The sequence below is a fragment of the Enhydrobacter aerosaccus genome (assembly GCF_900167455.1).
Taxonomy (GTDB): domain Bacteria; phylum Pseudomonadota; class Alphaproteobacteria; order Reyranellales; family Reyranellaceae; genus Reyranella; species Reyranella aerosaccus.
Map to the genome: position 1 here is coordinate 37,232 of NZ_FUWJ01000014.1, position 24,817 is coordinate 62,048.

At 64.7% G+C, this 24,817-nt stretch carries 27 protein-coding genes; 19 read left to right on the forward strand and 8 right to left on the reverse strand.

The features are described from left to right. Positions 1–2: 2 nt before the first annotated feature. The 5 genes from otnI to B5D62_RS29035 are packed head-to-tail and all read right to left on the reverse strand — an operon-like array spanning position 3 to position 4,400. Positions 3–788, reverse strand: a complete 786-nt coding sequence (gene otnI / locus B5D62_RS29015; protein ID WP_085937581.1) for a 2-oxo-tetronate isomerase — start codon at positions 786–788, stop codon at positions 3–5. 11 nt (positions 789–799) lie between these two features. Beyond that, positions 800–1,444, reverse strand: coding sequence for a 3-oxo-tetronate 4-phosphate decarboxylase (gene otnC, locus B5D62_RS29020; protein ID WP_085937582.1), 645 nt, complete (start codon positions 1,442–1,444; stop codon positions 800–802). Continuing rightward, positions 1,441–2,697: a 3-oxo-tetronate kinase gene (gene otnK, locus B5D62_RS29025; RefSeq protein ID WP_085937583.1), complete on the reverse strand. Its 1,257-nt coding sequence runs from the start codon at positions 2,695–2,697 to the stop codon at positions 1,441–1,443. The genes otnC and otnK overlap by 4 nt, the downstream gene beginning before the upstream one ends. 9 nt (positions 2,698–2,706) lie before the next feature. Then, positions 2,707–3,126, reverse strand: a complete 420-nt coding sequence (locus tag B5D62_RS29030; RefSeq protein ID WP_085937584.1) for a GFA family protein — start codon at positions 3,124–3,126, stop codon at positions 2,707–2,709. Then, the gene (locus tag B5D62_RS29035; protein WP_085937585.1) at positions 3,123–4,400 is read right to left on the reverse strand and encodes a glycerate kinase type-2 family protein; all 1,278 of its coding nucleotides are present in this window, start codon (positions 4,398–4,400) and stop codon (positions 3,123–3,125) included. The genes B5D62_RS29030 and B5D62_RS29035 overlap by 4 nt, the downstream gene beginning before the upstream one ends. Before the next feature lie 29 nt (positions 4,401–4,429). Between B5D62_RS29035 and B5D62_RS29040 the strand changes: the two genes are divergently transcribed. From B5D62_RS29040 to B5D62_RS29055, 4 genes are all read left to right on the forward strand, one after another. Next, on the forward strand, positions 4,430–5,197 hold the full coding sequence (locus B5D62_RS29040) for an N-formylglutamate amidohydrolase (protein WP_085937586.1): 768 nt from the start codon (positions 4,430–4,432) through the stop codon (positions 5,195–5,197). A gap of 27 nt (positions 5,198–5,224) precedes the next feature. After that, a complete protein-coding gene (locus tag B5D62_RS29045; RefSeq protein WP_139374146.1) occupies positions 5,225–5,524 on the forward strand; it encodes a DUF1244 domain-containing protein in 300 nt (99 codons plus the stop codon). Between the two features lie 132 nt (positions 5,525–5,656). After that, positions 5,657–5,929, forward strand: coding sequence for a DUF2312 domain-containing protein (locus B5D62_RS29050; RefSeq protein WP_085937588.1), 273 nt, complete (start codon positions 5,657–5,659; stop codon positions 5,927–5,929). 103 nt (positions 5,930–6,032) lie between these two features. Beyond that, a complete protein-coding gene (locus B5D62_RS29055) occupies positions 6,033–7,004 on the forward strand; it encodes a Bug family tripartite tricarboxylate transporter substrate binding protein (RefSeq protein WP_085937589.1) in 972 nt (323 codons plus the stop codon). 32 nt (positions 7,005–7,036) lie between these two features. Here the strand turns inward: B5D62_RS29055 and B5D62_RS29060 are convergent, their stop codons facing one another. The 3 genes from B5D62_RS29060 to B5D62_RS29070 form a co-directional block, all read right to left on the reverse strand. Beyond that, positions 7,037–7,714, reverse strand: a complete 678-nt coding sequence (locus tag B5D62_RS29060) for a DUF429 domain-containing protein (protein ID WP_170921199.1) — start codon at positions 7,712–7,714, stop codon at positions 7,037–7,039. 7 nt (positions 7,715–7,721) lie between these two features. Further along, positions 7,722–8,939: an NADP-dependent isocitrate dehydrogenase gene (locus B5D62_RS29065; protein ID WP_085937591.1), complete on the reverse strand. Its 1,218-nt coding sequence runs from the start codon at positions 8,937–8,939 to the stop codon at positions 7,722–7,724. 86 nt (positions 8,940–9,025) lie between these two features. Beyond that, a complete protein-coding gene (locus tag B5D62_RS29070; RefSeq protein ID WP_085937592.1) occupies positions 9,026–9,634 on the reverse strand; it encodes an LOG family protein in 609 nt (202 codons plus the stop codon). 123 nt (positions 9,635–9,757) lie between these two features. On the opposite strand from B5D62_RS29070, the gene B5D62_RS29075 reads away from it, so the two are divergent. The 15 genes from B5D62_RS29075 to B5D62_RS33575 all read left to right on the forward strand — a co-directional run bounded on the left by B5D62_RS29075 (position 9,758) and on the right by B5D62_RS33575 (position 24,745). Next, the gene (locus tag B5D62_RS29075) at positions 9,758–10,768 is read left to right on the forward strand and encodes a LysM peptidoglycan-binding domain-containing protein (protein WP_170921200.1); all 1,011 of its coding nucleotides are present in this window, start codon (positions 9,758–9,760) and stop codon (positions 10,766–10,768) included. Between the two features lie 40 nt (positions 10,769–10,808). Continuing rightward, positions 10,809–11,501 (forward strand): phosphatidylserine decarboxylase, encoded by a 693-nt coding sequence (locus B5D62_RS29080; protein ID WP_085937594.1) that lies wholly within the window; start codon positions 10,809–10,811, stop codon positions 11,499–11,501. 18 nt (positions 11,502–11,519) lie between these two features. Next, positions 11,520–12,368: a CDP-diacylglycerol--serine O-phosphatidyltransferase gene (gene pssA, locus B5D62_RS29085; RefSeq protein WP_085937595.1), complete on the forward strand. Its 849-nt coding sequence runs from the start codon at positions 11,520–11,522 to the stop codon at positions 12,366–12,368. Between the two features lie 128 nt (positions 12,369–12,496). Next, entirely contained in the window at positions 12,497–12,661 is a 165-nt protein-coding gene (locus B5D62_RS29090) for a Flp family type IVb pilin (protein WP_085937596.1), read from the forward strand. Between the two features lie 314 nt (positions 12,662–12,975). Next, the gene (locus B5D62_RS29095) at positions 12,976–13,482 is read left to right on the forward strand and encodes an A24 family peptidase (RefSeq protein ID WP_085937597.1); all 507 of its coding nucleotides are present in this window, start codon (positions 12,976–12,978) and stop codon (positions 13,480–13,482) included. 16 nt (positions 13,483–13,498) lie between these two features. Then, complete coding sequence (cpaB, locus tag B5D62_RS29100; protein WP_085937598.1) at positions 13,499–14,473, forward strand: Flp pilus assembly protein CpaB; 975 nt, start codon at positions 13,499–13,501, stop codon at positions 14,471–14,473. A gap of 2 nt (positions 14,474–14,475) precedes the next feature. Further along, positions 14,476–16,467, forward strand: coding sequence for a type II and III secretion system protein family protein (locus B5D62_RS29105; RefSeq protein WP_139374148.1), 1,992 nt, complete (start codon positions 14,476–14,478; stop codon positions 16,465–16,467). 8 nt (positions 16,468–16,475) lie between these two features. Then, positions 16,476–17,189 carry a CpaD family pilus assembly lipoprotein gene (locus tag B5D62_RS29110; protein ID WP_085937600.1) on the forward strand — a complete coding sequence of 238 codons (714 nt, stop codon included), beginning with the start codon at positions 16,476–16,478 and terminating at the stop codon, positions 17,187–17,189. A 10-nt stretch (positions 17,190–17,199) separates the two neighbouring features. Continuing rightward, entirely contained in the window at positions 17,200–18,489 is a 1,290-nt protein-coding gene (locus B5D62_RS29115) for a CpaE/TadZ family protein (protein WP_139374149.1), read from the forward strand. 7 nt (positions 18,490–18,496) lie between these two features. Beyond that, positions 18,497–20,296, forward strand: coding sequence for a TadA family conjugal transfer-associated ATPase (locus tag B5D62_RS29120; protein ID WP_231714980.1), 1,800 nt, complete (start codon positions 18,497–18,499; stop codon positions 20,294–20,296). Further along, positions 20,296–21,300 carry a type II secretion system F family protein gene (locus B5D62_RS29125; RefSeq protein ID WP_085937602.1) on the forward strand — a complete coding sequence of 335 codons (1,005 nt, stop codon included), beginning with the start codon at positions 20,296–20,298 and terminating at the stop codon, positions 21,298–21,300. Before B5D62_RS29120 ends, B5D62_RS29125 begins: the two co-directional genes overlap by 1 nt. A gap of 7 nt (positions 21,301–21,307) precedes the next feature. Further along, entirely contained in the window at positions 21,308–22,252 is a 945-nt protein-coding gene (locus B5D62_RS29130) for a type II secretion system F family protein (protein WP_085937603.1), read from the forward strand. Positions 22,253–22,404: 152 nt separating this feature from the next. Beyond that, on the forward strand, positions 22,405–23,808 hold the full coding sequence (locus tag B5D62_RS29135) for a pilus assembly protein TadG-related protein (protein WP_170921201.1): 1,404 nt from the start codon (positions 22,405–22,407) through the stop codon (positions 23,806–23,808). Continuing rightward, positions 23,808–24,305 (forward strand): TadE/TadG family type IV pilus assembly protein, encoded by a 498-nt coding sequence (locus B5D62_RS29140; RefSeq protein WP_085937605.1) that lies wholly within the window; start codon positions 23,808–23,810, stop codon positions 24,303–24,305. Before B5D62_RS29135 ends, B5D62_RS29140 begins: the two co-directional genes overlap by 1 nt. 11 nt (positions 24,306–24,316) lie before the next feature. After that, a complete protein-coding gene (locus B5D62_RS33575; protein WP_170921202.1) occupies positions 24,317–24,745 on the forward strand; it encodes a TadE/TadG family type IV pilus assembly protein in 429 nt (142 codons plus the stop codon). Positions 24,746–24,817 lie beyond the last annotated feature (72 nt).

Sequence of the window (24,817 nt, forward strand, 5' to 3'; positions counted from 1 at the left end):
GATCAGACCTTGATGCCATATTTGGCGGCCCAGCCGAGACCGGCGGCCGTGGTGGTCCTGGGTTTGTATTCGAGCCCGACATAGCCCTCATAGCCAAGGCGATCGAGCACATCGAGCACATAGAGATGGTTGGCCTCGCCGATGTCGGGCTCGTTGCGATCGGGATTGCCGGCGATCTGGACATGCCCCGTGATCGGGAACAGGCGCTCGGTCCGGCGCGTGAGATCGCCCTCCGTCACCTGCAGATGATAGAGGTCGAGCTGCAGCTTGAGATGCGGCGCACCGACCTCGTCGATGATCTTCTTCACCTGATCGGTCGTGTTGGTGAAGTAGCCGGGAATGTCGCGATGATTGATCGGCTCCAGCACCAGCGTGATCCCGCTCCTGGCGGTGCGGTCGCAGGCCTTGCTGAGATTGGCGACGAAGGTGCGATGCATCGCCTGCATGTCCGCGCCGGGCGGGACGAGGCCCGACATGACATGCAGCGTGCGGCACTCCAGCACCTGCGCATACTCCAACGCTTTCTCGAGCGCGGCGGCGAAGTCGGCCTCGCGGCCGGGCAGGGCGGCCATGCCGCGCTCGCCCTTGCTCCAGTCGCCGGGCGGCAGGTTGAACAAAGCCTGCGTCAGTCTGTGCTTCTTCAGTTCGGCGGCGATGTCGGTGGCGGCGGCTTCGTAGGGGAACAGCATCTCGACCGCCTGGAAGCCATGGGCGGCAGCGGCGCCGAAGCGCTGCAGGAGCGGCACCTCCTGGTAGATCCACGAGAGGTTGGCGGCGAGCTTGGGCATTCGGGCTCCGGTCAGGACGGAAAGGCTTCCTCGATCTCGCGGACCTGGAAGTCGGAAAGCGTGCGGGTCTTGAGTCCTTGCAACAACAGATGGAGCTTGGCGGTTTCCTCCAGTTCCTCGATCGAGGCGGAGGCGGCGGACAGCGATGTGCCGGCGACCACCGGACCGTGATTCGCCAGCAGGACCGCACGATGGCCCTTCGCATATTCGCGGATCGCATCGGCCAGCTTGGGATCGCCCGGCTTGAAGTAGGGCACCAGCGGCAGCTTGCCCACGCGCATCACGAAGTAGGGCGTGATCGGCGGCAGCGTCGACTCGGTATTGTGATGGCAGGAAGGATCAAGGCACGAGATCGCCACGGCATGCGTCGAGTGCAGGTGCACGATGGCGCCGTCCTTCGGCCGGACGTCGTAGACCGAGCGATGCAGCAGCGCCTCCTTGGTCGGCGGATCGCCGCCGACATGCTTGCCGCCGGCGTCGAGTTTGGAGAGTTGCGCCGGATCGAGCTCGCCGAGCGACGAGTTGGTGGGCGTCATCAGCCAGCCCTCGTCGATACGCACACTGATATTGCCGGAGGTGCCTGGGCAAAGGCCGCGCGCGGCGAGCTTGGCGCCCAGCGCGCAGATCGCCTCGCGGGATTTCGCTTCCGTGCTCATGGTCTGGCGAAGGCCTTGGTGAAGAAGTCAGGCGCACCGAAATTGCCGGACTTCAATGCCAGCAGAAGCGGCTTGGCGCCGATCGATGCCGTCCACGGTACGCCGGGATCGATCTCGGGGCCGATGCGCAAGGCCTTGACGTCCAGCGCACCCACGACGGCTCCGGATGTCTCGCCACCGGCAACGACCAGTCGCCCGACTCCGGCCGTGACCAGGCCACGCGCCAGTGCTGCCATGGTGCTCTCGATCGCCTGACTCGACTTCTCGATGCCGTATTTTGCCTGCAGGGCCTTTACCGCTTCCGGCTTGTCGCTGGCCGAAAGCAGGATGGGCGTGCTGCCGAGCTTGCCTCTGGCCCAGGTGAGTGCCTGATCACCCACAGGTTCGCCACGACAGATGGCATCGGTATCGAGCGCCAGGTGCGGGCCCTTGAAGGCGACGATCTGGCCAAGCGTTGCGGCCGAACAGGAACCGGCCAGGATGGCCGAGGCACCTGTAATCGCCGGCAAGGCGTCGGCACCGGATTTGTGTGCCAGGAGACCGCGGCGACGATAGGCCGCCGGCAGACCAAGCGCGACGCCGGATCCACCGGTGACCAGGAGATCGTCGCCGATCGCTTCGCCGATGATGCCGAGATCGGTGTCTGCCACGGCATCGACAACGACGTGGCGCACGCCGTCCGCCGCCAGCTTGTTCAGCGCGGCGCGCAAGGAGGCGGAGCCTGCCTGCACCTGTCGCAACGGTACGAGACCGACCTTGTGCTTGGTCTGACGCATCAGCACGCGCACCAGGCTCGCATCGGTCATCGGCGTCAACGGATGATGCCGCATATGCGAGTCTGAAAGCAGGACATCGCCCACAAACAGATGGCCGAAGAAGATCGTCCGGCCATTCTCGGGAAAAGCGGGGCAGTAGATCGCCTGCTTCGTGCCCAGCGCATCGATCAGGGCATCACCAACCGGACCGATGTTGCCCTGATCCGTCGAATCGAAGGTCGAGCAGTACTTGAAGAAGAATCGCACGCAGCCCAGAGCCTGCAGTGCCTTCAGGGCTTCGAGCGATTGCGCGACGGCGTCACGGGCCGGAATGGAGCGTGTCTTGAGCGCGACGACGATGGCGTCGACATCGCTGGGAACGGCTCCGGGAACGGGGACGCCGATCGTCTGTATCGTGCGCATGCCGCCCTTGACCAGCATGCCGGCGATGTCGGTGGCGCCGGTGAAGTCGTCGGCGACGATTCCCAGAATGGCCATGGCACGACGTTAGGCGATGACGGTTGCCGGCATCCAGAACTTTCGTCGACGAAGACGCCGATGTTCCTCGTCTTCGCCGTCGTAATCGTGCAACGGCGGTGCAGCATCGAACACATCGCGCATGTCGAGGGAATTGACATTGACGATGCCGATCGACCGGCCATCGTCCTGCATCACAGCCCCGACATAGGCGCCGCAACGGGCGCACAGAAGGTAGTCGGTGATGCCGAGGCCGAAGCGATAACGGATCAGGTCCTTGGATGCGGTGCGAAATTCGACCGACGATGCAGGATCTCCCATGGTTCGTGCGCCATGGCGCCGGCAGAACGAACAGGCGCAGCGGCCGACGCGCATCTGGTCAGGCTGTTTCGGAGAGTCGAGACGGATCTGGATGGCGCCGCAGTGACAGGAGCCGTTGTACAGGGTCATGGCATGATCAGGGTTGCGCGGAAGTCATTGACGTTGGTGCGCGTCGGACCCGTGACAAGGCTGTCACCTAGCATTTCGAAGAAGCTGTGACCGTCATTGTCGTCGAGCATGGCCTTGGGATCGCGGCCCTTGGCCCGGGCACGGGCGAGCGTGTCGGGCGTGAAGACTGCGCCGGCGATGTCCTCCGCGCCGTCGACGCCGTCGGTATCTGCCGCCAAGCCCCAAATTTCGGGAGCACCATCGGCCGCGATGGCTTCGCTCAAGAGATATTCGACATTGCGTCCGCCCCGACCTTTGCCGCGCACCGTCACGGTCGTCTCGCCCCCCGACAGGATGACGGTCGGCTTGCCCTGCGCCTTCGCGAGCGCCAGCGCCTGGTGTGCGTGCGCTGCACCAAGGTCGCGCGCCTCGCCTTCGAGATTGTCGCCCAGCATGATGACCTCGCAACCCCGGTGGCGGCCAACCTCGGCGGCGGCTTCGAGCGAGCGCTGGGGCGTGGCGACCATGATCGTCTCGACGCGTGCCAGTCGCGGGTCTCCCGGCTTGGGCGTTTCCTCGATCCTGCCGGCGGCGCCTGCCTCGAGATGGGCACGCACCGCGGAGGAGGACTCGATGTGATATTTCCGGAGCACGGCCAAGGCGTCGGCGAAGGTCGTGCGGTCAGGCACCGTCGGTCCCGAACCGATGACGCCGGGGTCATCGTTGGGCACGTCGGAAATCAGCCAGCTCAATACCCGTGCCGGCTGGGCCGCGATCGCCAGTCGCCCGCCCTTGATGGCAGAGAGGTGCTTTCGCACCGTATTCATCTCGACGATGTTGGCGCCCGATTTCAGCAACGCCCGATTGACGTCCTGCTTGTCTGCCAGTGTCAGGTCGGCGGCGGGCAGGGCGAGAAGCGCCGAGGCTCCGCCCGAAATCAGGCACAGGACGAGATCGTCGGCGGAACGCCCCTTCACCATCTCCAGTATGCGGCCAGCCGCGGCACGGCCCTTGTCATCGGGTACAGGATGGGCCGCCTCGACGATCTCGATGCGTTCGCAGGGTTCACCGTAGCCATAACGCGTGACCACCAACCCTTCGAGCGGATGAGGCCATCGCTCCTCGACGGCGCGGGCCATTGCCGCGCTCGCCTTGCCGGCGCCGATGACGATGGTGCGGCCTTTGGGCGGCTGGAGCTTGTCGATGTAGGGAGCGAGGCAGGTGGCGGGGCGAGCGGCGGCAAGCGCTGCATCGAACAGGTCACGCAGCAGGGCGCGGGCGTCGGCGTCTTTCATTTGCGCAATCTTCGCACTATAGGGGCGCGATGCAACCGTTGCTCGGGCCGGACGATCCGCCGCCCTTTTCTGTGCATAACCTCAAGGGCGAAGCGCCACTTCTGCTGCTTTGCGATCATGCTGCCAAGGCTGTTCCCAGGTCACTCGGCACGCTTGGCGTGCCCGAAGGCGAACTGTCCCGTCATATCGGCTGGGATATCGGTGGGCTGGAAGCGGCCCAGGAACTCTCGACGCTGCTCGATGCGCCACTCGTCGCGTCCGGCTATTCGCGATTGGTGATCGACTGCAATCGCTGGCCCGGTGGCGAGGGCTCGACGCCCGAAGTGAGTGACGGCACTCCCGTGCCCGGGAACCGGGGATTGACCAAGGAGCAGATCGATACCCGGGCGCAGGCCTGCTTCTGGCCATACCATCACGAGGTCGATCGCCAGCTCGATCGCATGACGGTCGGCGGCCGTAAGGTCTGCTTGCTGGTGGTGCACAGCTTCACGCCCGAGATGAAGGGCTTCAAGCGCCCCTGGCACGTCGGCGTGCTATGGACCGACGATCCGCGTCTGCCGCATCCGTTGCTGGCGGAGCTGCGGCGCGATCCCACACTGGTCGTGGGAGATAACGAACCCTATTCGGCCCGTGCTTCTTACGAATATACGCTCACGGCCCATGCGCGGCCGCGGGCCTTGCCGCATTGCTCGCTTGAGGTAAGGCAGGATCTCATGGCCACGCCGGAAGCGGCGAGAAGCTGGGGACGGCGGCTGGCACCGGCGATCCGCACTGCCGTTGCGGCCGCCTTGGCCTGACCCTATATCGGCGCAATGGAGACTCCCATGGATGACAAGACCCGCACCGAGCTCGAAGCTGCCGCCTTTCGTCGGCTCGTCGCCCATCTTCAGGAGCGCACCGACGTCCAGAATATCGACCTGATGAATCTCGCCGGCTTCTGCCGCAATTGCCTGTCGCGCTGGTATCGCGAGGAAGCAGGCAAGAAGGGCATCGAGGTGCCCGATCCGGAGGCGCGGAAGATCGTCTACGGCATGCCGTACGAAGAGTGGAAGGCCAAGTACCAGAAGGAAGCCTCGGGCGACCAGAAAAAGGCCTTCGACAAGGCCCAGCACAAGCACGGCTGATCGTCCATACGGCAGCGAGGGGAGACGGCAGGATGTCTCCCCGTTATCCCCACCTTTCAGGGCCTCGATGTCATTGAGCAGACACGGTCGTCGCTTCTATGGTCCTGCCCGTCGGATCAAGGAGTAGTGGACATGCCGGACGGGAGCGCTGTTTCGAAGAAGGTCAAGGCTGGAGAGGTCGCCGCCGACCGGCTGAAGAGCTTCATCGAACGCATCGAGAAACTCGAGGAAGAGCGCAAGGCGATCGGCAGCGACATCCGCGACGTGTATGCCGAAGCCAAGGGCGTGGGCTACGACGTCAAGACCATGCGCAAGATCGTGTCGCTGCGGAAGATGAATGCTGCCGACCGCGACGAGCAGGAAGCCCTGCTGGATACCTACAAGCACGCGCTCGGCATGATCTGACCGGCCTGCGAAAGAGCAGGGTGTTGGGCATTTTCCCGCGCTCGACACCCCGTTAGGCTTCCTCTCGGCACGGACCCGCCAAAAGGGCCGGCCGGAGGAAACAATGAGACTCGCATCGCGCCGCGGCTTCGTCGTTGGCTCACTGGCCTCGTTGGCTAGCGCCGCGTCCGTCCGGGCGGACAGTTTTCCATCGCAGCCCATTCATATGGTCGTGCCGTTTCCTCCGGGAGGTGGCACCGATGCCTTGGCGCGCGCCATCCAGGAGCCTCTGCAGAAGGCGCTGGGCCAGAGCATCATCATCGAGAACAGGGGCGGCGGCGGCGGCAATCTCGGCCACGAGATCGTCGCCAAGGCGGCGCCCGACGGCTACACGGTCCTGGTGAGCAGCAACAACCAGATGCTGTACCCGTTTCTGGTCGCGCATCTCGGCTTCGATCCGGCGGCGTTCGTGCCGATCGGCTTCATTGCCAAGCAGGAGTCGGTCTTCGTCGGCAGCGCCGACGCGCCGTGGAAGGATCTCGCAGAGATCACCGAAGCGGCACGCAAGGCGCCGGGCGAGGTGCAGTACGGAACGGCTGGCGTCAGCACGCCGATGCACCTGTCGACCGAGCGCTACGCGATCCTGAACAAGATCAGCCTCACGCACGTGCCTTTCCGCGGCACCGGACCGCTGGTGACGGACTTGCTGGGCGGACATGTGAAGCTCGGCATGTCGAGCCTCACCAGCGTGGCGCAGTATCTGTCGAGCGGACGGTTGAAGCCCTACGGCATGGCGGCGCCGGAGCGGGCGCAATCAGAACCTAATATCAAGACATTCAAGGAGCAGGGATTTGGCGACGTGGACGGCACGATCGTCTACACGCTGATCGCGCCGCCGAAGACGCCGCCGGCCGTGGTGGCACGGCTGAATGAGGCCTTGAACGAGGCCGTGGCGACGCCCGCGATGCGCGAGGATCTGCGCCAGCGCGGCTTCGTTGCCATGGGCGGGACACCCGAGGAACTCGCCACGTGGACGGCGGTGCAGGCACCGCTCTGGGGACCGGTGCTGCAGGCGGCGGGCATCAAGCCGGAGTAGCGACGAGTTCGTCGGCCGCCGCGGGATCTGCCTCAGAACCAGATGTTCATCGCCAGCCCGTGGCGATCGCGAACATCAGTGGCGCCCAGGCATGTTGCCTTGCCCTCTGCGATCAACTGAGCGGTGCGGCAGCACGCGACCGCGTCCAGGATATCGTCCCGGGCCGCGCCCGGCAGTCGATCGATCTCGACCGGGAAACCATGCGCTACCAGCAACCGTCGCCGATCGGCATATCCTTCCGGTTTGCGCTTCTTGCTGGGGAGCGGCTTGCCGCCATTCATGCGGGCAAAGGCGAGTTCGGGATGCGCTTCGTGGAGGATAGTGCGCAGCCCAGGGCGCTGGCGCAGCAATTCGTCGATCTCACGGACCTTGGGCAGGATGTTGAACATCTGCTGGGTGAGGCCGATGCCGAGCTTCTTGCTGATGGCATTTGCTTCCGCATAGCTGCCGCACTCGAGCGCCGGCCGGCAGGGGCTGGGAAAGACCGAGCTTGCGCGGCCGGCCAGCAGCTTGCGCGCCGCCTGCTCGCAATCACGTCCGCCGCGCCGCGGCACGTCCAGCAGCCCGAACGGCATATCGACGGCCAAAATGGAAAGGCCCTCGCAGATGTCTGCGAGGGCCTTCACCACCTGAATATCGAGGACGCCTCTCTCGTCGCGGCGGCAGACGACCCACCCCGTGGGGCAGCCGTCGGCGCCGGCGACGATCAAGGAACGACTACCAATTGGCCATCTTGGCCTTGAGGTTGGCGTCGAGCGTGTCGAGGAAGTCCTGGGTGTTGAGGTAGGGATGCTTGGGATCGATCAGGATCGCGAGATCCTTGGTCATCTTGCCGCTCTCCACCGTCTCGACGCAGACCTTCTCGAGCGTGTCGGCGAACTTCACCACGTCGGGCGTGCCGTCGAACGTGCCGCGATACTTGAGGCCCTGCGTCCAGGCGAAGATCGAGGCGATCGGATTGGTCGAGGTCGGCTTGCCCTTCTGGTGTTCGCGATAGTGGCGGGTCACCGTACCGTGCGCGGCCTCGGCTTCGACGGTCTTGCCGTCCGGCGTCATCAGCACCGAGGTCATGAGACCGAGCGAGCCGAAGCCCTGGGCCACGGTGTCGGACTGCACGTCGCCGTCGTAGTTCTTGCAGGCCCAGACGAACTCGCCGTGCCACTTCAGGGCCGAGGCAACCATGTCGTCGATCAGACGATGTTCGTAGGTGATGCCCTTGGCCTTGAACTTGTCGGCGAATTCCTCGTTGAACACCTTCTCGAACAGATCCTTGAAGCGGCCGTCATAGCGCTTGAGGATGGTGTTCTTGGTCGAGAGATAGACCGGCCAGCCGCGCATCAGGCCGTAATTGAACGAGCTGCGGGCGAAGCCGATGATCGAATCGTCGAGATTGTACATGACCATGGCGACGCCGCCGCCCGGATAGTCGAACACGTTGTGCTCGATCACCTTGCCGTCGGCGCCCTCGAACTTGACCGTGAGTTTGCCCTTGCCCGGCACGACGAAGTCGGTGGCGCGATACTGGTCACCATAGGCATGGCGGCCGATGACGATCGGCTTGGTCCAGCCGGGCACCAGCCGCGGCACGTTCTTGCAGACGATGGGTTCGCGGAAGATAGTGCCGCCGATGATGTTGCGGATGGTGCCGTTCGGCGACTTCCACATTTCCTTGAGATTGAATTCCTTCACGCGCGCTTCGTCCGGCGTGATGGTGGCGCACTTGACGGCAACGCCGTACTGCTGCGTCGCCTTGGCGGAATCGACCGTCACCTGGTCGTTGGTCTTGTCGCGGAATTCGACGCCGAGGTCGTAATACTTCAGGTCGATGTCGAGATACGGCAGGATCAGCTTGTCCTTGATGAACTTCCAGATGATGCGGGTCATCTCGTCGCCGTCCATCTCGACGACAGGATTCTTCACCTTGATCTTCGCCATCGTGCTTCCTTTCGAGCCCCAAAATTCAATGCGCGCGCGGTTTTAGCGAAGCGGGGCCAGCCCGGCAAGCTGACCGCCGGATGGGCTCAAAGCCGGTCCAGCTCCTTTTCCGCGCCCGCGACGCGGGGCATGGCGGCCAGGGCGGGCAGCAGGTCCTTCAGGTCGTTCACGAACACGACATGGTCGAGATGCGTGGGGGCGGCGAACCCTCCGTCGACGACGCCGCGCAGGAGGGAAGCCAGCGGCTCCCAATAGCCCCCGACATCGAGGATCGCGATCGGTTTGGCATGCAGTCCCAGGGTGCGCCAGGACAGGACCTCGAAGAACTCCTCCAGCGTGCCAATTCCGCCCGGCAGGACGACAAAGGCATCGGCGCGCTCGAACATCTGCAATTTGCGCTGATGCATGGTCTCGACCACGATCGTTTCGTGCAACTCGGGATGTCCGGCCTCGCGCTCGAGCAGGAACTGGGGGATGACCCCGACCACACGACCGCCGCCGTCCAGGGCGGCATTGGCGAGCACCCCCATGAGGCCGACGCCGCCGCCGCCATAGACCAGCGTCACTTTCTCGCGGGCCAGCAGCTGGCCGAGGGCGGTGGCGAGCTGGCGGGCCTCCGGTTCCTTGCCGAAACGGGCGCCGCAGAACACGCAAATAGAGTTCGGGATGAGGTCAGAGACAGGCGGACTGTTCATTTACGGGACTCGACCGCCTTTCCGGACAGACGCGACATGATATCATTTTGCGGAAGGGATATCATTTCGCCGAAGAAGGGCGCGACGCCAATAGCGGTCGGTCGTCGCACCGCTGGGAGTTTCATGTCTCGCACTGTATTCGCGCTGATGGTGGTGGGTGCGGCAGTCATCGCTATCGCCCTGGGGATCGCCTGGCAAAGAAAAATGAGCGATCAGGCGGTCATCGATCGCGCCAAGGGCGTGCCGCCGGTGGCATCGCAGTCGGCTCCGGCTCCGCCGCCGTCCCCATCCTCGGAGACCCCGAGCCCGGGAGCGGCGGTGATGGCCCCGAGTTTCGACGTGGCCCGAATCGACCCGGACGGACGGGCCGTCATCGCCGGTCGGGCGGCTCCGGGCGCAAAAATCGTGCTGCTCGACGGCGGCAAGGAAATCGCCAAGGGCGACGCCGACAACAGGGGCGAATGGGTGCTTCTGCTTCAGGAACCGCCGCTGACGCCAGGCCAGCACGAACTGCGGGTGGTCCAGCATCTGGAAGGGCGCGCCCCCGTGACGTCGGAACAGGTGGTTGTCGCGGTCGTGCCGACACCCGGCCCCGGATCCAGCGACCAGACGCTCGTCATGATCGCGCCGCCCGGCTCGGCCGCCACCCTGATCCAGCCACCGAGTGCGATCGGAACGCCGAAGTCACGGGATTTGCAGTTGTCGACACTGGACTATGACGAACGTGGCCAGATGACGGTGTCCGGACAGGCGGCCGCCGGCGCGCATGTCCGCGCCTATATCGACGACAGGATGGTAGGAGAGGGGACGGCCGGAAAAGACGGCCATTGGCGCCTGACGCCGGAGGCCTCGGTCGTTCCCGGCAAGCACACGCTGCGGCTGGACAGGCTGGGCGCGGATGGCAAGCCGACGGCGCGGCTGGAAGTCCCGTTCGAGCGCAAGGCGACGGGATCGGCTGCGGGCGACAATCGACAGCTCCATGTCGTTCGCGGCGACAACCTGTGGAACATCGCCCGCGCGCATTATGGCGAGGGCGTCCGGTTCACGGTCATCTTCGATGCCAACAAGGACCAAATTCGCGACCCGAATCTGATATACCCCGGCCAGGTTTTCGCCCTGCCGAAGGTCAATTGAGGCGAGGCTGCCCGGTCGGCCTGCAATAGAGTGTGCGCGGATGTTGGCTAATTTTCTGATTCCCATTCTCGATGACGGCTGGCGATTCATCGCGATCTTTGCCGCCGTCACCTTCCTCGCGGCCTTGACCGGGCTCGCCTGGCTGTTCTGGCCGCTGATGCTGCTGACGCTGTGGTCCATCTATTTCTTTCGCGATCCGCCCCGCGCCGTGCCGCAGGATGCCGGAGTGCTGATCGCCCCTGCCGATGGCCTGGTGCAGATGGTGACCGATGCGGTCCCGCCGGCCGAGCTTGGTCTCGGCGATGCGCCGCTCACCCGGGTCTCGATCTTTCTCAGTGTGTTCGACGTCCACATCAATCGGACGCCCTGCGCCGGCACGGTCGAGGTCGTGGCCTATCGCCCCGGCCGATTCATGAACGCTGCCACCGACAAGGCCAGCGAGGACAATGAGCGCATGGCCATAGCGCTGCGCCGGCCGGACGGGCGGTTGATCGGTTGCGTGCAGATCGCCGGGTGGGTGGCGCGGCGGATCGTCTGCTATATCAAGCCCGGCCAGTCCCTTGTCGCCGGGGAGAGGTTTGGCCATATCCGGTTCGGTAGCCGCACCGATCTTTATCTTCCGACCGGGGCGCGGCTGTTGGTGGCGCCAGGGCAGCGCATGATCGGGGGCGAGACCGTGATTGCCGAGCTCGATCCCGTGATTTCGACACCCCGCGCCGCCATCGAATTCTAGATCCGCCAGGGGACCGTCATGGATAGCGACTTTCGGGGCCGCCGCGGGCTGCGGGGCTTCTCGATCAACCGGTTGATACCCAACGTCCTGACGTTGGCGGCGTTGTGCTCCGGGCTGACGGCGATCCGCTTCGGCCTGCACGGGGAATTCCGGCTGGCTGTGATTGCCATCATCGTGGCCGCCATCTTCGATGCCCTGGATGGTCGGGTCGCGCGCCGCCTTGGCGTTACCAGCCAGTTCGGTGCCGAACTCGATTCTCTCTCGGACTTCCTGTGTTTCGGCGTGACGCCCGCACTGGTCCTTTACCTGGCGTCCCTGAAGGATGGCGGGGCGCTGGGCTGGGTCGTGACGCTGATGTTCCCGATCTGCTCGGCACTGCGGCTGGCGCGGTTCAACACCGCCTTGCTGGCGGATCAACCGCCGCCGGCCTGGACTGGGTCGTTCTTTACCGGCGTGCCGGCGCCCGCCGGGGCTCTCCTCGCCCTTATCCCTCTCCTGGTGAGCTTTGAGGCCGAAGTCGCCTGGCCCCGCCATCCGCTGGTCGTCGGCACGGCACTGGTCGTCGTCGGCGGATTGATGGTCAGCCGGCTGCCGACCTTCTCGTTCAAGAAGGGCAGGATCCCGCGCCATCTCGTCCTCCCAGCGCTGTTGGGCGCGGCTCTGGCGATGGGGGTGATCGCAAGTTCGCCGTGGATCGGTCTTTCCCTGCTTGGACTCATCTACCTGTCCCTGATTCCGTTCAGCTGGCTGGCCTACCGGCGCCAGGCGTCGCGCGACGGCGGAACGGGCTACGGAGGCGGGGACGTCGTGTCGCTGAGGACAGTCGGTCGGCCCAATCCACCATCTGGTGACCAAGACTCATTCTGAATCAATATCTTGAAGCGTCTTTTTCGCGCAGCTTGCAGTCCGGATGTTGACCGTCGTCGGCATATTAAGTAAGGTCTCTAACCGTCAGAAATAAAAGACAAAAATAGAATAAGGTGGAGATCCCCCTCATGCTGTCCCTGTTTCGTCGTCTCATGGCCAGTACCGATGGTGCGACGGCAATCGAGTATACGCTCATTGCTTCGCTCATCGCGGTCGCGGCGATCGCCTCCATGCGAACCGTCGGCGGCAAAGTCAGCAACGTCCTGAGCAATGTCAGCGTCCCCATGACCTGACAGTCACAGACTGGAAGACCTGGAAAACGGGCGGCCTATTCGATAGGCCGCCCGTTTCACTTTCAGACCTCCATTGCGGTCGCTCTGCGATTCATCGTTTAAATTGAACACATTATCGCCTTGATTTAAGGCATTGCGAAAGATATCCTTTGTAAGCTTATTGACTATTGTTTCTTACCTTGAATGCAATTTGTGGCCTTGCTTAAGAAGTAATCTTAATAACTTTCCTTAAGATACTTTAATCGGCGGGAAATACGAATTTCAGGGGCAGGAGACGACGCCGTGCAAACGGCGGGTCTTTGGATGGGGGTCCGATGTCGCTGTTGGCGCTTCTGCAGCTTTGCTGCGTGGCTGTCTTCGCGCTCCTGTTGGTGTCCGCCGGTTGGCAGGACCTGAAGACCATGCGTATCGCAAATGGCATCTCGCTCGGGATCGGCGCGAGCTTTGCCATTTGGGCCGGGGCCGGCGTGCTGCTGGACCGGGTTGCGGCCGTTCAGGTCGGCCTGTCGCTGGCCTGCGCCCTCTTTGTCTTCCTGGTCGGAACGGTAGGCTTCGCTCTCGGCGCCATCGGCGGTGGCGACGTCAAGCTTCTCGCCGCGGCAAGCCTGTTTGCGGGACCGGCGCATCAGATCGATTTCCTGACGGTGACCGCCTGTGCCGGTGGCCTCCTGGCGCTGGCCGCGCTCGCGGGCGCTCGCCTCGGGCCTTCGAAATCCGATGGACCTGGCGTGACCCGGGAGCGCTTGCGGCAGGCGCTCCCTTATGGACCGGCCATCGCCATGGGCGGCCTTTGGGTCGCCGCCTCGCTGATGACGAGCTGATTGAGGGAGCGGGGGAGTGAACAGCAAGCGCGTCATCTTTCTGCTGCTCGCGGTCATCGTGGCCGGTAGCACGGCGTTCCTTGCCCGAGCCTGGTTGCAGGGCGAGCGGGCGGCGATCCTGGCCGCCAGCAATCGCCCTGAGAAGCCGGCATCTTCGGCCCAGAAAGTCCTCGTCGCGCGCAATCCGATTCGGATCGGCCAGATCGTCAAACCGGACGACCTGAGATGGCAGGCCTGGCCGGCCGGTGATCTGGCGCAAACCTACATAATCGAGGGCAAGCGGCCTCTGAACGATTTCGTCGGCGCCGTTGGCCGCCGTTCCATCAGCGCCGGCGAGCCGATTACCGAGGGCAAACTGGTCGCGCCCGGCACGCGCAGCTTCCTGTCCGCGGTCCTGCAGCCCGGCACCCGCGCCGTCAGCATTTCCATCACGGCAACGTCGGCCGTCTCGGGCTTCATCTATGCCGGGGATCGGGTCGATGTTCTTCTGACCCACACGCTGAACGGGGCCGACGGGCAGCACAAGGCCACGGAGACGATCCTGCGCAATGCCCGGGTCATCGCGATGGACCAGAAGGTCGATGCCGCACCATCCGACAAGCCGGATGTCGCCAAGACGGCGACACTGGAACTGACGCCGAAGCAGAGCGAGATCGTGACCCTTGCCGAGAAGATGGGCGATCTCTCCCTGGTGCTGCGCAGCCTCCAGGAGAACGATGACGGCGCCGACGCGACCGCCGCCGAGAGCGCGCCGGCACAGCCCGGCGACAGCTATACGCGCGACGTGCAGGTGAGCCCGCTGATCAGCGACGGGCCGCCGCCCAAGCAATCCAGCCGCGTGGTCTACGTCCTGCGGGGCAGCAGTCAGGGCAAACCGGAAATCGACGGCACTGCCGGGCCCGGGACGGTCCCGGGAGACGACGGCAGAGCCACGGACGGCAAAGCTGCGCGCACCACCACTTTCACCAGAACCCCCAGCGTGACGCCATGATCATGATCCGCCTTGCATCCCTGGCTTCTCTGTGGCGTCGGGCCGGAAGCTGTCTTGCGCTCTCGGCCTCGCTGGCTTTTGCCGTGCAGCCCAGCCTGTCGTTGGCACAGTCGCCGGATGGCCGGCCGGCTGCCGATGCTCCGGCCAAGCCCAAGCCGCGCGGCAAGGCAGCCAAGAAGACTAGCCACCAAACGCCGACCGACATGGTGTCCGACGACCTCAATCGCCGCGAGGCGGAGCGGGCGGCCCAGGTCCTGCGCGAGATGACGGCGGCCACCGCGCCGGTCCCGGCGGCTGCCGCGGCGACGGCTTCGACGCCGGCCGCCGCACCGGCCGCGATGAACATCCAGCCCGCGATGGCACCGGCGATGGCAAAGGCCGCGTCGACCGACTCCGAGCCGCCTACGACGGCCGCGATTCCGGCGCGGGCACCGATCGTCTCTGCGTCCCTGACGGACGTCGGGTCCGCGACGGGTGGATCGCCGGAAGCCGCGATCGGGCAAGGCAATTCCATTCAGCCGGCATCGCTCCCGCTGTCGAAATCGCCGGCGCCGTTTGTTTCCGGCCAGTTGGTGCAGGCACAAAGGCCGGCACCGGTGCCGATCCAGCCGCCGGTCGCGACGCCGCCGCTCAATCCGCCGGCGCCGACAGGCGCGCCCGGCCGTGCCTTTGGCCAGAGCCAGCTGGTGTCGACGCAGCAACCGACCCTCAAGCTCGAAGTCAACAAAGGCACAGCCCTCAAGCTGCCGGGCCCGGCCTCGACCGTGTTCGTGGCCGCGCCGGATATCGCCGACGTGCAGGTCAAGTCACCGGGCCTTATCTACGTCTTCGCCAAGAAGCCAGGTGACACCGTCCTTTACGCGGTCGACGACCAGGATCGAGTGCTGCTGAACACGATCGTCAGCGTGACCTCGCCGTTCAGCCGCATCAAGGACGCGTTGGACGCGATCCATCCGAATAACGGCATCACCTTCGACAATCAGGGCGATTCGATCGTGCTCGGCGGAACGGTTCGTTCGGCCGTGGTCGCCGAGGACGCGCGGCATCTGGCGCTGCAGTACGTCGGCGCTCCCAACAAGGTGATCGACAATATCCGCATCGACGCGCCGACGCAGGTACAGCTCCAGGTCAAGGTCGCGGAAGTCAATCGGTCGGCCCTCAAGCGCATCGGCATCAACTGGCAGAACATCAACAACATCGCCCTGTTCGGCCTTGGACCGATCACGGCCGGCTTCGCCACCTCGACCATCACGGCCGTCGGCGGCGCCGTTCCCGGGTCCGCCCAGGTCGTGACCCAGAGCAACAACGGCAGCCTCACATCGCTGGTGGACCTGCTCGCGACGCAGAGCGAGGCGACCATCCTCGCCGAACCTAACCTGATCGCCATGTCCGGCGAGACGGCGAGCTTCCTCGCCGGCGGCGAGATCCCCGTCGTCACGCCACAGGGCGGCATCACCAACACGCTCACGGTGGTGTACAAGCAGATCGGCATCAGTTTGAACTTCACGCCCACCATCATTGGCGAGCGCATCAACCTCAAGGTCGCGCCTGAAGTCAGTCAGCTGACCACGAACGGCGAAGTGAGCGTGGCAATCTCCCCCACCGCCACCATCACCATCCCCGCCATCCAGACCCGCCGGGCCTCGACGACCGTGGAGCTCGGCAGCGGCCAGAGCTTCGCCATCGCCGGCCTGATGCAGCGGACATCGGTGCAGGACGTCAAGAAGGTGCCGTGGCTGGGCGACGTGCCGGTCCTCGGCTCCTTGTTCAAGTCCGATGCCTACCAGCGCGACGAGACCGAGCTGGTGATCATCGTCACGCCGTATTTCGTCGAGCCGGTGAACGGCAAGCTGCGCACGCCGCTGAGCGGACGGGTCCCGCCGACCGATGCCGATCGTATCGTCTATGGTCGCTTCAACAATCCGACGCCGCCGCAGCGCCTGTCGGTCGGGCAGCAGACCTCCTCTCCGAGCGCCGGCTTCAAGCTGAACTAGAGGGCTTCATGCGTTCCGTCTTCTTCGCTCTCCTTGCCGCCGGCACGCTTTGCGCCTGCGACAATCCCAATCCGGTCGCCGAGGAGGCGAAGGTGGGGATGCGCATGACCCCGGTCCGCGCCGACACGATACTGGCCATCGGCTTCCGTCCAGGGACAGGGCAGATCGATCCGAATCAGGCGCACGAGTTGCATGCGATGGTGAACGCCGGTCGCGCCGCGCAGCGCGACGAATTCGTGGTCGTGACCGACGGGTCGGGCGGACCGATCCAGCAGGCGCGGGCTCAGCAGGTCATGCGGAGCCTGTCCGGTGCCGGCGCCCGATGGGTCAGCTCCGCCGTCGAACCTGCCATGGCGATGGGTCCCAATCAGGTCGTCGTGGTGCGCTCCGACTATCGGCTGGGGGAGCGCAACTGTCCCGACGACAATCCGGCGACCATCCGGAACAACACGGAATCGGTGATGGGCGGATTCGGCTGCACCACGGCCTACAACATGGGGCAGATGCTCGCGCGTCCGCGTGACGCCGCGGTCGGGCGCGATCCTGGACCTGCCGATGGCACGGTCAATGCGGCCGCCATCCAACGCTACCGCGAAGGCAAGGTCCGCACCGTCACGCCGACCGCGACCACCACCGACGGCGTGGTCGGCGCCACCACCGGCGCCACCGGAGCCACCGGCGGGGCCGGTCCTGGCGTCGGCAGTGGGCCCTCCACGTACTGACGAGGACCACATGCCTTCCGCACCCGCCCTGGCGCAGTACGCGAACCCTGGAGAGGAAAAGGCGGTCCTGGCCGCCATGGCCTTCATCACCGATTCCGTCACCCAGGCACGGGTGTCGGCCGATCTGTTCGGCCCGGCGATGGGCAAGGCCGTCATCCGCGAAGGATCGATCGATACGGCTCTTGCGCTGACCCAATGGCCTCGGGACCTCGATCTGCTGGTCGTCGACCTTGGTGATGCCGCCGACCCTGTCGCCGACGCGGCCGCTTTGAAGACCGCGGTCCCGGGCAATTGCCTCATCATCGGCCTCGGACGGATCAACGACGTCGCCCTCTATCGCGACCTGATCGCCGTTGGCTTCAACGATTACCTGGCGTTGCCGCTGGGTGAGGGCGTGTTGAAGCGCACTGTCGAGCGCGCCCTGGAAATGCGTGACCGGCATCCGGCGGTCGTCTCCGGAGCCAGTTCGCCTCGCGACGCCAAGCCTCGAACCCTGTCGGTGCTCGGCGCTCGGGGCGGTGTCGGAGCGACGACGCTTGCCATCACGATCGCCGGATTGCTGGGCAAGCGCCTCAGGGAAGAGGTGCTGCTGGTCGATTTTGACCTGCACTATGGATCGCTGATGCTGGCGCTCGATCTGGAAGCCATCGATGCGCTGCGCGAGGCGCTCGACCAGCCCGACCGCATCGATGCGCTGTTCATACAGCAGGTGGCGCAGAAGAAGAGCGAGTATCTGTACGCGATGGGGGCGGAGGAGGCGCCGACCGGCGGCTTCCAGGCGCGTCCCCATGCCGCCAACGATTTTCTGCGGGCTGTGCATCGTCGCTTCCGCTGGATCGTCGCCGACGTCCCGCGGGGCGATCCGGTGATACAGCGGCAGGTGATCGAGGCCTCGACCGACGTCCTGTTGCTGACGGATCTGTCGTTGCCGGGGGTGCGGGATGCGATGCGGCTGCAGCAGTTGGTGCTCGACGTCGCGCCGCAGGCGCGCCTGCATCTGGCGACAAGCGGCGTTGTCGATCCCCGTCGTTCGGCGGTGAAAGTCGCCGATGTGGAACGCACCCTGAAGCAGAAGGTGGCCTGCCAGGTCCCGGCCGATGCCGCGGGAACGCTGATGGCCGTGAATTTCGGCAAGCCCCTGCCGGAAGCCGCGCCCAACAGCGCGATCATCAAGGCCTTGAAGCCGCTGGTCGCGTCTCTCGACGAGCCTGCTGCAGCACAGGAAATGCCGGCTCGGTCCGCCGGCGCGCTGCTGCGCGTCGTGCAGTCCCTGAAGAACCGACGCGGTCGAAAGAAGTAGGCGGCGCATGTTCGGGATGCGCACCAGGAATTCGACGTCGGCTCAGGAGACTGCCTCCGGGCCTCTCGATCGCATTGGGCGCCGAAGCGCCCTGTCCGAACAGTCGCCGGAGCGTGGCAGCGCGGATCGGGCGGCACGGCTGGCGGCCGCCGAGGCAACGCTGAGCGACGCGGTGGCGCCGCAACTGCGCGCGCTCCTGAAAAGTGGAACGCCAGCCGGCGAGGTGACGCGTCAGGCAGGACTGCAGACACAGATCCATTTTCGCAATCAGGGTGTCATTCTCGCGCCCTTGGAGCTGCGGGGCTACGTCACCGACGTGCTGCGCCCCATTCTGCCCGCGACGAACTTCAGCGTATCGGCAGGAGGCGCCGAGGAGCGGCTTGCCCCACCGGTTGCGGAGGCAGTGGCGCCCGCGCCAATCGACGGGTCCACGCGTCTCGTCTCTTCTCCGTCGGCGGCGCCGATGCGGACGCCGGCCCCGATAACGCGGCTGCCGGAGCCGGCGCCTCGGCCGGAGCCGGTCGAGATATCCGGCGGCCGGCTTTCGCGCAGCAAGGTCGATCAGGCACGGCGAGCGATCCAGCCGGAGATCATGAACCGGATCGACCTCGCCGCAGCCGTCAGCCTGTCACGGAAGGAATTGACCCGCCAGTTCGAGGAGCTTGTCGCCGAACTGCTGGCCGAGCATCGGCTGCAGCTCAACCGACCTGAGCAGGCCGATCTGGTGTACCAGATCGTCAACGACATGCTCGGTCTGGGTCCGCTCGAGCCGCTGCTCGAGGACGACGGTATCACGGACATAATGATCAACGGGCCGAAGCAGGTCTATATCGAGCGGCAGGGCAAGCTCGAACTGACCTCGGTCGCGTTCGAGGACAATGCCCACCTCCTGAACATCTGCAATCGCATTGTCAGTCGCATCGGCCGCCGCGTCGACGAAGCGAGTCCCATCTGCGACGCGCGTCTGCTGGATGGCAGTCGCGTCAACATCATCATTCCGCCCCTGGCGATCGACGGCCCTTCGGTTTCGATCCGAAAGTTCGGAAAGCGGCAGATCGGCTTCGATCAGATGGCCCAGCAGGGCAATATCTCGCCGGCAATGGCGACGCTGCTGCGCATCGCCGCGCGCTGCCGGCTGAACATCGTCGTCTCAGGCGGCACGGGGTCGGGCAAGACCACGATGCTCAATGCCTTGTCCGGCATGATCGATGAAGGCGAACGCGTGGTGACCATCGAGGACGCGGCCGAACTGCGCATGCAGCAGCCGCACGTTGTGCGCCTCGAGACGCGACCGTCCAATCTGGAGGGCAACGGCGAGGTTAACATGCGTGACCTCGTCAAGAACGCCCTGCGCATGCGGCCCGACCGCATCATCCTGGGCGAGGTGCGCGGGCCCGAGGCGATCGACCTGCTGCAGGCGATGAACACCGGCCACGACGGCTCGATGGGAACACTGCATGCCAACAGGCCGCGCGAGGCGCTGACGCGCCTGGAGAACATGGTGACCATGGGCGTGGCCAGCCTGCCGCCCAAGGCGATTCGGACGCAGATCGCCGGATCGCTGCAGATGATCGTGCAGATCAGCCGTATGCGCGACGGCGTGCGGCGCGTGACCCACATCACCGAGGTCATGGGCATGGAAGGCGATGTCATCATCACACAGGATCTCTTCACCTACGAATTCAAGGGCGAAGCGTCGGACGGCAAGCTCGTGGGGGCTTTCAAGAGTTCTGGCCTGCGCCCCCATTTTCTCTCGCGCGCGGCCTATTACGGACTCGACAAGGTGCTGATGGAGGCGATGGCCTGATGGGCTCCGTCGGTCACAGCCTGAGCCTCGATACGCTGGCAGTCTATATCGCCACCGGCGTCGGCATGACTCTCGTGGCCCTCGGCGTGGTGTTCGGCGGCTTCTTCGCCGAGCGGCGCCTGCGTGACCGGCTCGAGGATCTCGATGGGCGCAGCCGCTCCGGCTCACGCACCATCGAACTGGCGACGCTGCGGCGGGCCGAACGGGCAGGGCGCCTGGCCAGCTTCGACAAGCTGCTGTGGCGGCTATTCCCAAATGCCAGCAGCATCCGGCGCAAGCTGCTGGCGGCGGGCGTCAAATTCTCCTTGGGCGAATTCGCATTCGGGTGTCTGGCGATCGCCGTTGCCGCCTGGTTTCTGTTCTCCGTCGTCCTTGCCATGCCGCCTCTCGTGGCCCTTGCTGCGGCCTTGGCGTTGGGCCTGGGTGTCCCCAATGTCATCCTCGGGCGGCGGGTACGGCGCCGGGCACAGAAGTTCAACCTGCTCTTTCCCGAGGCCGTGGACCTGATCGTCCGGGCTCTGCGCGCTGGCCTGCCGGTGCAGGAGGCGATCGGCAACGTCGCCCGGGACATCAAGGATCCGGTCGGCTCGACCTTCCGGCAGGCGCAGCAGGAAATGCAGCTCGGCGTGCCGATCGAGACGGCGTTGTGGCGCGCGGCCCAGGCGATTCAGACGGACGAATTCAACTTCCTGATCGTCGCCATGTCGATCCAGCGCGACACCGGCGGCAACCTGGCCGAAACCCTGGCCAATCTGAGCGCGTTGCTGCGCGCCCGCCAGCAGCTCCGCCTCAAGATCCGTGCCTTCACCTCGGAAGCGCGGGCGACGATGCTGATCATGGCCGGCCTGCCCTTCCTGGTGGGCGGCGGCCTGTTCCTGATAACGCCGGGCTATATCAGCCCGCTGGTCAATACCTCGACCGGCCTCATGGTCACCGCCGGCGCCGGCTGCAGCATGGCGCTCGGCATCTTCATCATGAACAAGATCGCGACCATCAAGGTGTGAGGCGACGATGGACCCGAGCGCGTTCGAGAAGAGTTTCATGATCATCGCGGCGGTGGCCGGAGTGACGAGCTTCTGGGCTGTCTGGTTCGCGATCACCTGGCAGCCGCCGATCGAGGCGCGGCTGAAGGCGCTGGGTACGCGGCGCATGAAGACGCGCAACGAGCAGCCCACAAGCAACCGTCCATCGCCCAAGGCCACCTCGCTCAGCTTCATGCGTACGATCGCGGACAGGCTCAATCTGCTGCGCGGTGCCGCCGCCGACCAGACCACGCGCAAGCTGCGACTGGCCGGCTACATGTCGCGGGATGCGGCCGTGGTCTATGTTTTCGTCAAGCTGGCGCTGCCGCTGACGCTCGGCTTCGTGATGATCTTCCTGACATCGGTGACCGACCTTCTGGACATTCCTGACAACATGGTCCTGCCGGCGAGCGTCGGGGCCGTTCTGGCCGGGTTCCTCCTGCCCGAGATGTACATCAAGAACGTCACCACGAAGCGGCGCGAGATCCTGAACTACCTGCTGCCGGAGGGGCTCGACCTGCTGACCATCTGCGTCGAGGCAGGGCTCAGCATCGACGCCGCCTTCCGCCGGGTGGCGAAGGAGATGGCCGGCTCGATGCCCGAGTTGGCGAGCGAATTCGAGATGACCGCCATCGAGCTCACCTATTTGCCGGATCGTCAGCAGGCGCTGGAAAACCTGGCCGCGCGCTCCGATTCGGCCGCTGTCGCGGCGCTGGTCAATGCGCTGCGCCAGACCGAGAAATACGGAACGCCCCTGGCCGGTTCGTTGAAGATCCTGAGTACGGAATTCCGTCAGACCCGGGTGGCGAAGGCCGAGGAGAAGGGGGCCCGCATGCCTGCCCTCATGACCGTGCCGTTGATGGTCTTCATCCTGCCCACGCTCATCACCGTCCTTCTCGCCCCAGCCATCATGTCGGCTCTGAACTTGACATAATTGACATTAATTTCTTAGAGTTAGCTCATATTTCTAATTGTTTAGTCGAAAATTCATTTTGTGCCTGCCAAAGGCACGCAACAATTTAGGGGACAGACATGTGGCGAGCGTTTTCGCGCACGTTTGGTGTTTTGCGTGCAAGCACCCGCAGATTGGTCCGGGACGAGGCCGGTTCGATCGGCCTCCTGGTGGCGGCCATTCCGGTCGTGGCCGGTGTCGTTGCGGTCGGCGCCGAAACCGGCAGTTTCTATCGCCTCAAACGGCAGATGCAGAACGCGGCCGACGATGCCGCGCTGTCGGGCTCCATCGACAGGATCAACGGCCTCTCGACCTCGACCATCGCCAACGACGCCTTGTACGAGGCGCGCCGTAACGGCTTCGCCAACGGCGCCAGCAACGTCACCGTCACCGTCAATTCGCCGCCGACCTCCGGCAACTTCATCAATGCCAACGGAGCGGTCGAAGTCATCATCCAGAAGTCGTCGCAGAGTTTCGTTTTCGGGACGGTGCTGAACGCCTTCCTCGGCAAGGCCAGCAGCACCTTCACGGTGACCGCCCGCTCCGTCGCGGCGCAGGCGGCGAGTACGAGCAGCACCCAGACCGCGACATCGACGAACAAGGGCTGTCTGGTGGCGTTGACGCCGCTGGCCGAGCAGGGCGTCTATTTCAGCTCGTTCAACAACTTCACCTCGGATTGCGCGCTCGTCTCGAACGGTGTCGCGACCGGCCGCGAGTCGAACGCCTCCATCTACATGACCTCGTTCAACAGTGGCAGTTTCCAGCAGATCTGGACGCGCGGATCCTTCACGGCGGAAAGCTATGGCAGTCTGACGCCGCTGCCCAGCAACGCGCAGACCATGCAGACGGGAACGGTGGTCGATCCCTATGCTTCCCTGGCGACTCCGTCGCCGGGCACCTGCACCTACACCAACTTCAGCTATCCCAGCGGTACGTCCGTGACCCTGACTCCCGGCACCTATTGCGGCGGGCTAAGCATCCGGGGCGGCGTCAACAACGTCTACTTCAGCCCGGGCACCTACTATGTCGCCAACGGCGATCTCTACATCACGAGCGTGAACAATGTTTCGTGCCCGACCTGTGTCGACGGCCAGACCGGCGTCACGTTCGTGCTGACCCAGACCACGGGCAACTACTCCAATATCGGCGGCGTCTACATCTCGTCCGAGAACAACGTCACGCTCAGCGCGCCTCCCCAGAGCAGCGGTCAGCCGTTCCCCGGCGTGCTCTTCTACCAGGATCGCAACGCTCCGATCGGCACGATGACGTCGACCTCGAAGATCTTCACGGTGACCTCGCTCAACAATGCGAAGCTCTCCGGCGCGGTCTACTTCCCCAACAACCGGATCGACATCTCTAGTCTCAACAACGCCGGCAACAGCACCAACGGCTGCACGGTGTGGGTCGGCCGCTACCTCAAGTTCACGTCGTACAACAACAACTACGTCGCCGGCTGCGGCACCTTCAGCACCAAGTGGGCGACGATGCAGACGACGGCGACGACCACGATCGCCGGCAAGGCCAAGATCTGCGAGTGATGACCATGGGATTTCTCCGCAGCCTCCGGTCGCGAATCAGCCGACGGGAGGAGGGCAATATCCTGATCGAGTTCGCCCTGGCGCTGCCGGTCCTGCTCCTGCTGCTGGGCGGCATGTTGGACCTCGGCCGCTATGCATTGCAGAAGTCTGCCATTCTCGAGGGCGCTCGCCAGGGCGCGCAGTATGGGGTGCTGGTCTATTCAGGTGCCTCCACCGCCAGTTCCACCGACTCGGCCAACGTCAACGCCACGGCGCAGAACGCCTCCGCGCTGAGCGGCGTGACGGCGACCAACTCGCTTTTCTGCGAGTGCGTTGCGGGCACGGCGGTGGCCTGCACGACGACCTGCAGCTCGGGCACTCTCAAGCGCTATGTGACGGTCAACACCAGCAAGGCGTTCTCGTCGGTCGTGACAAGCTCGACCTTGAGCTTTGGCGCCTTCGGAAGCTGGACGCCGCCCACTTCCATGTCGGCCTCCATTACCATGATCGTTCCCTAGGAGGTCGTGAGGTGAGGGGACGGGTCTTCCGCCGTTTGCTCGGCGCCGACAACGGGGTGGCGGCGATCGAATTCGCGATCGTCCTGCCGGTCCTGCTGACGATGCTGCTGGGGGCGCTGGAGTTCGGCCGCATGTTCTACCTGCGGCAGGGGCTCGAATATGCCACCGAGTCGGCGGCGCGCTACTACAGCATGAACCCCACGGCCTCGACCTCGACGGTCACGTCCTATCTGCAGGGAAAGATGATCGGCGGGGCCGGGAGCAATATCTCGGTTGCCTATGCCAGCACGGCGAACTGCAATGCTAACAGCACGGTGACCTGTACGATGATCACCGCGACGTACACGTTTTCATTCGCCGAGAATTACCTGGGCTTCGGCTCCAAGATCCTCACCGCAACTTCACAAGCTGTGCTGTATGGCTCCGGTTCGGGGTCCTAATTCTTCAAGATGTTGCAGCATTTGTTGCAGCTGACACCAAGATTTTGATACCTTGATACAGGTCGGCGAAGC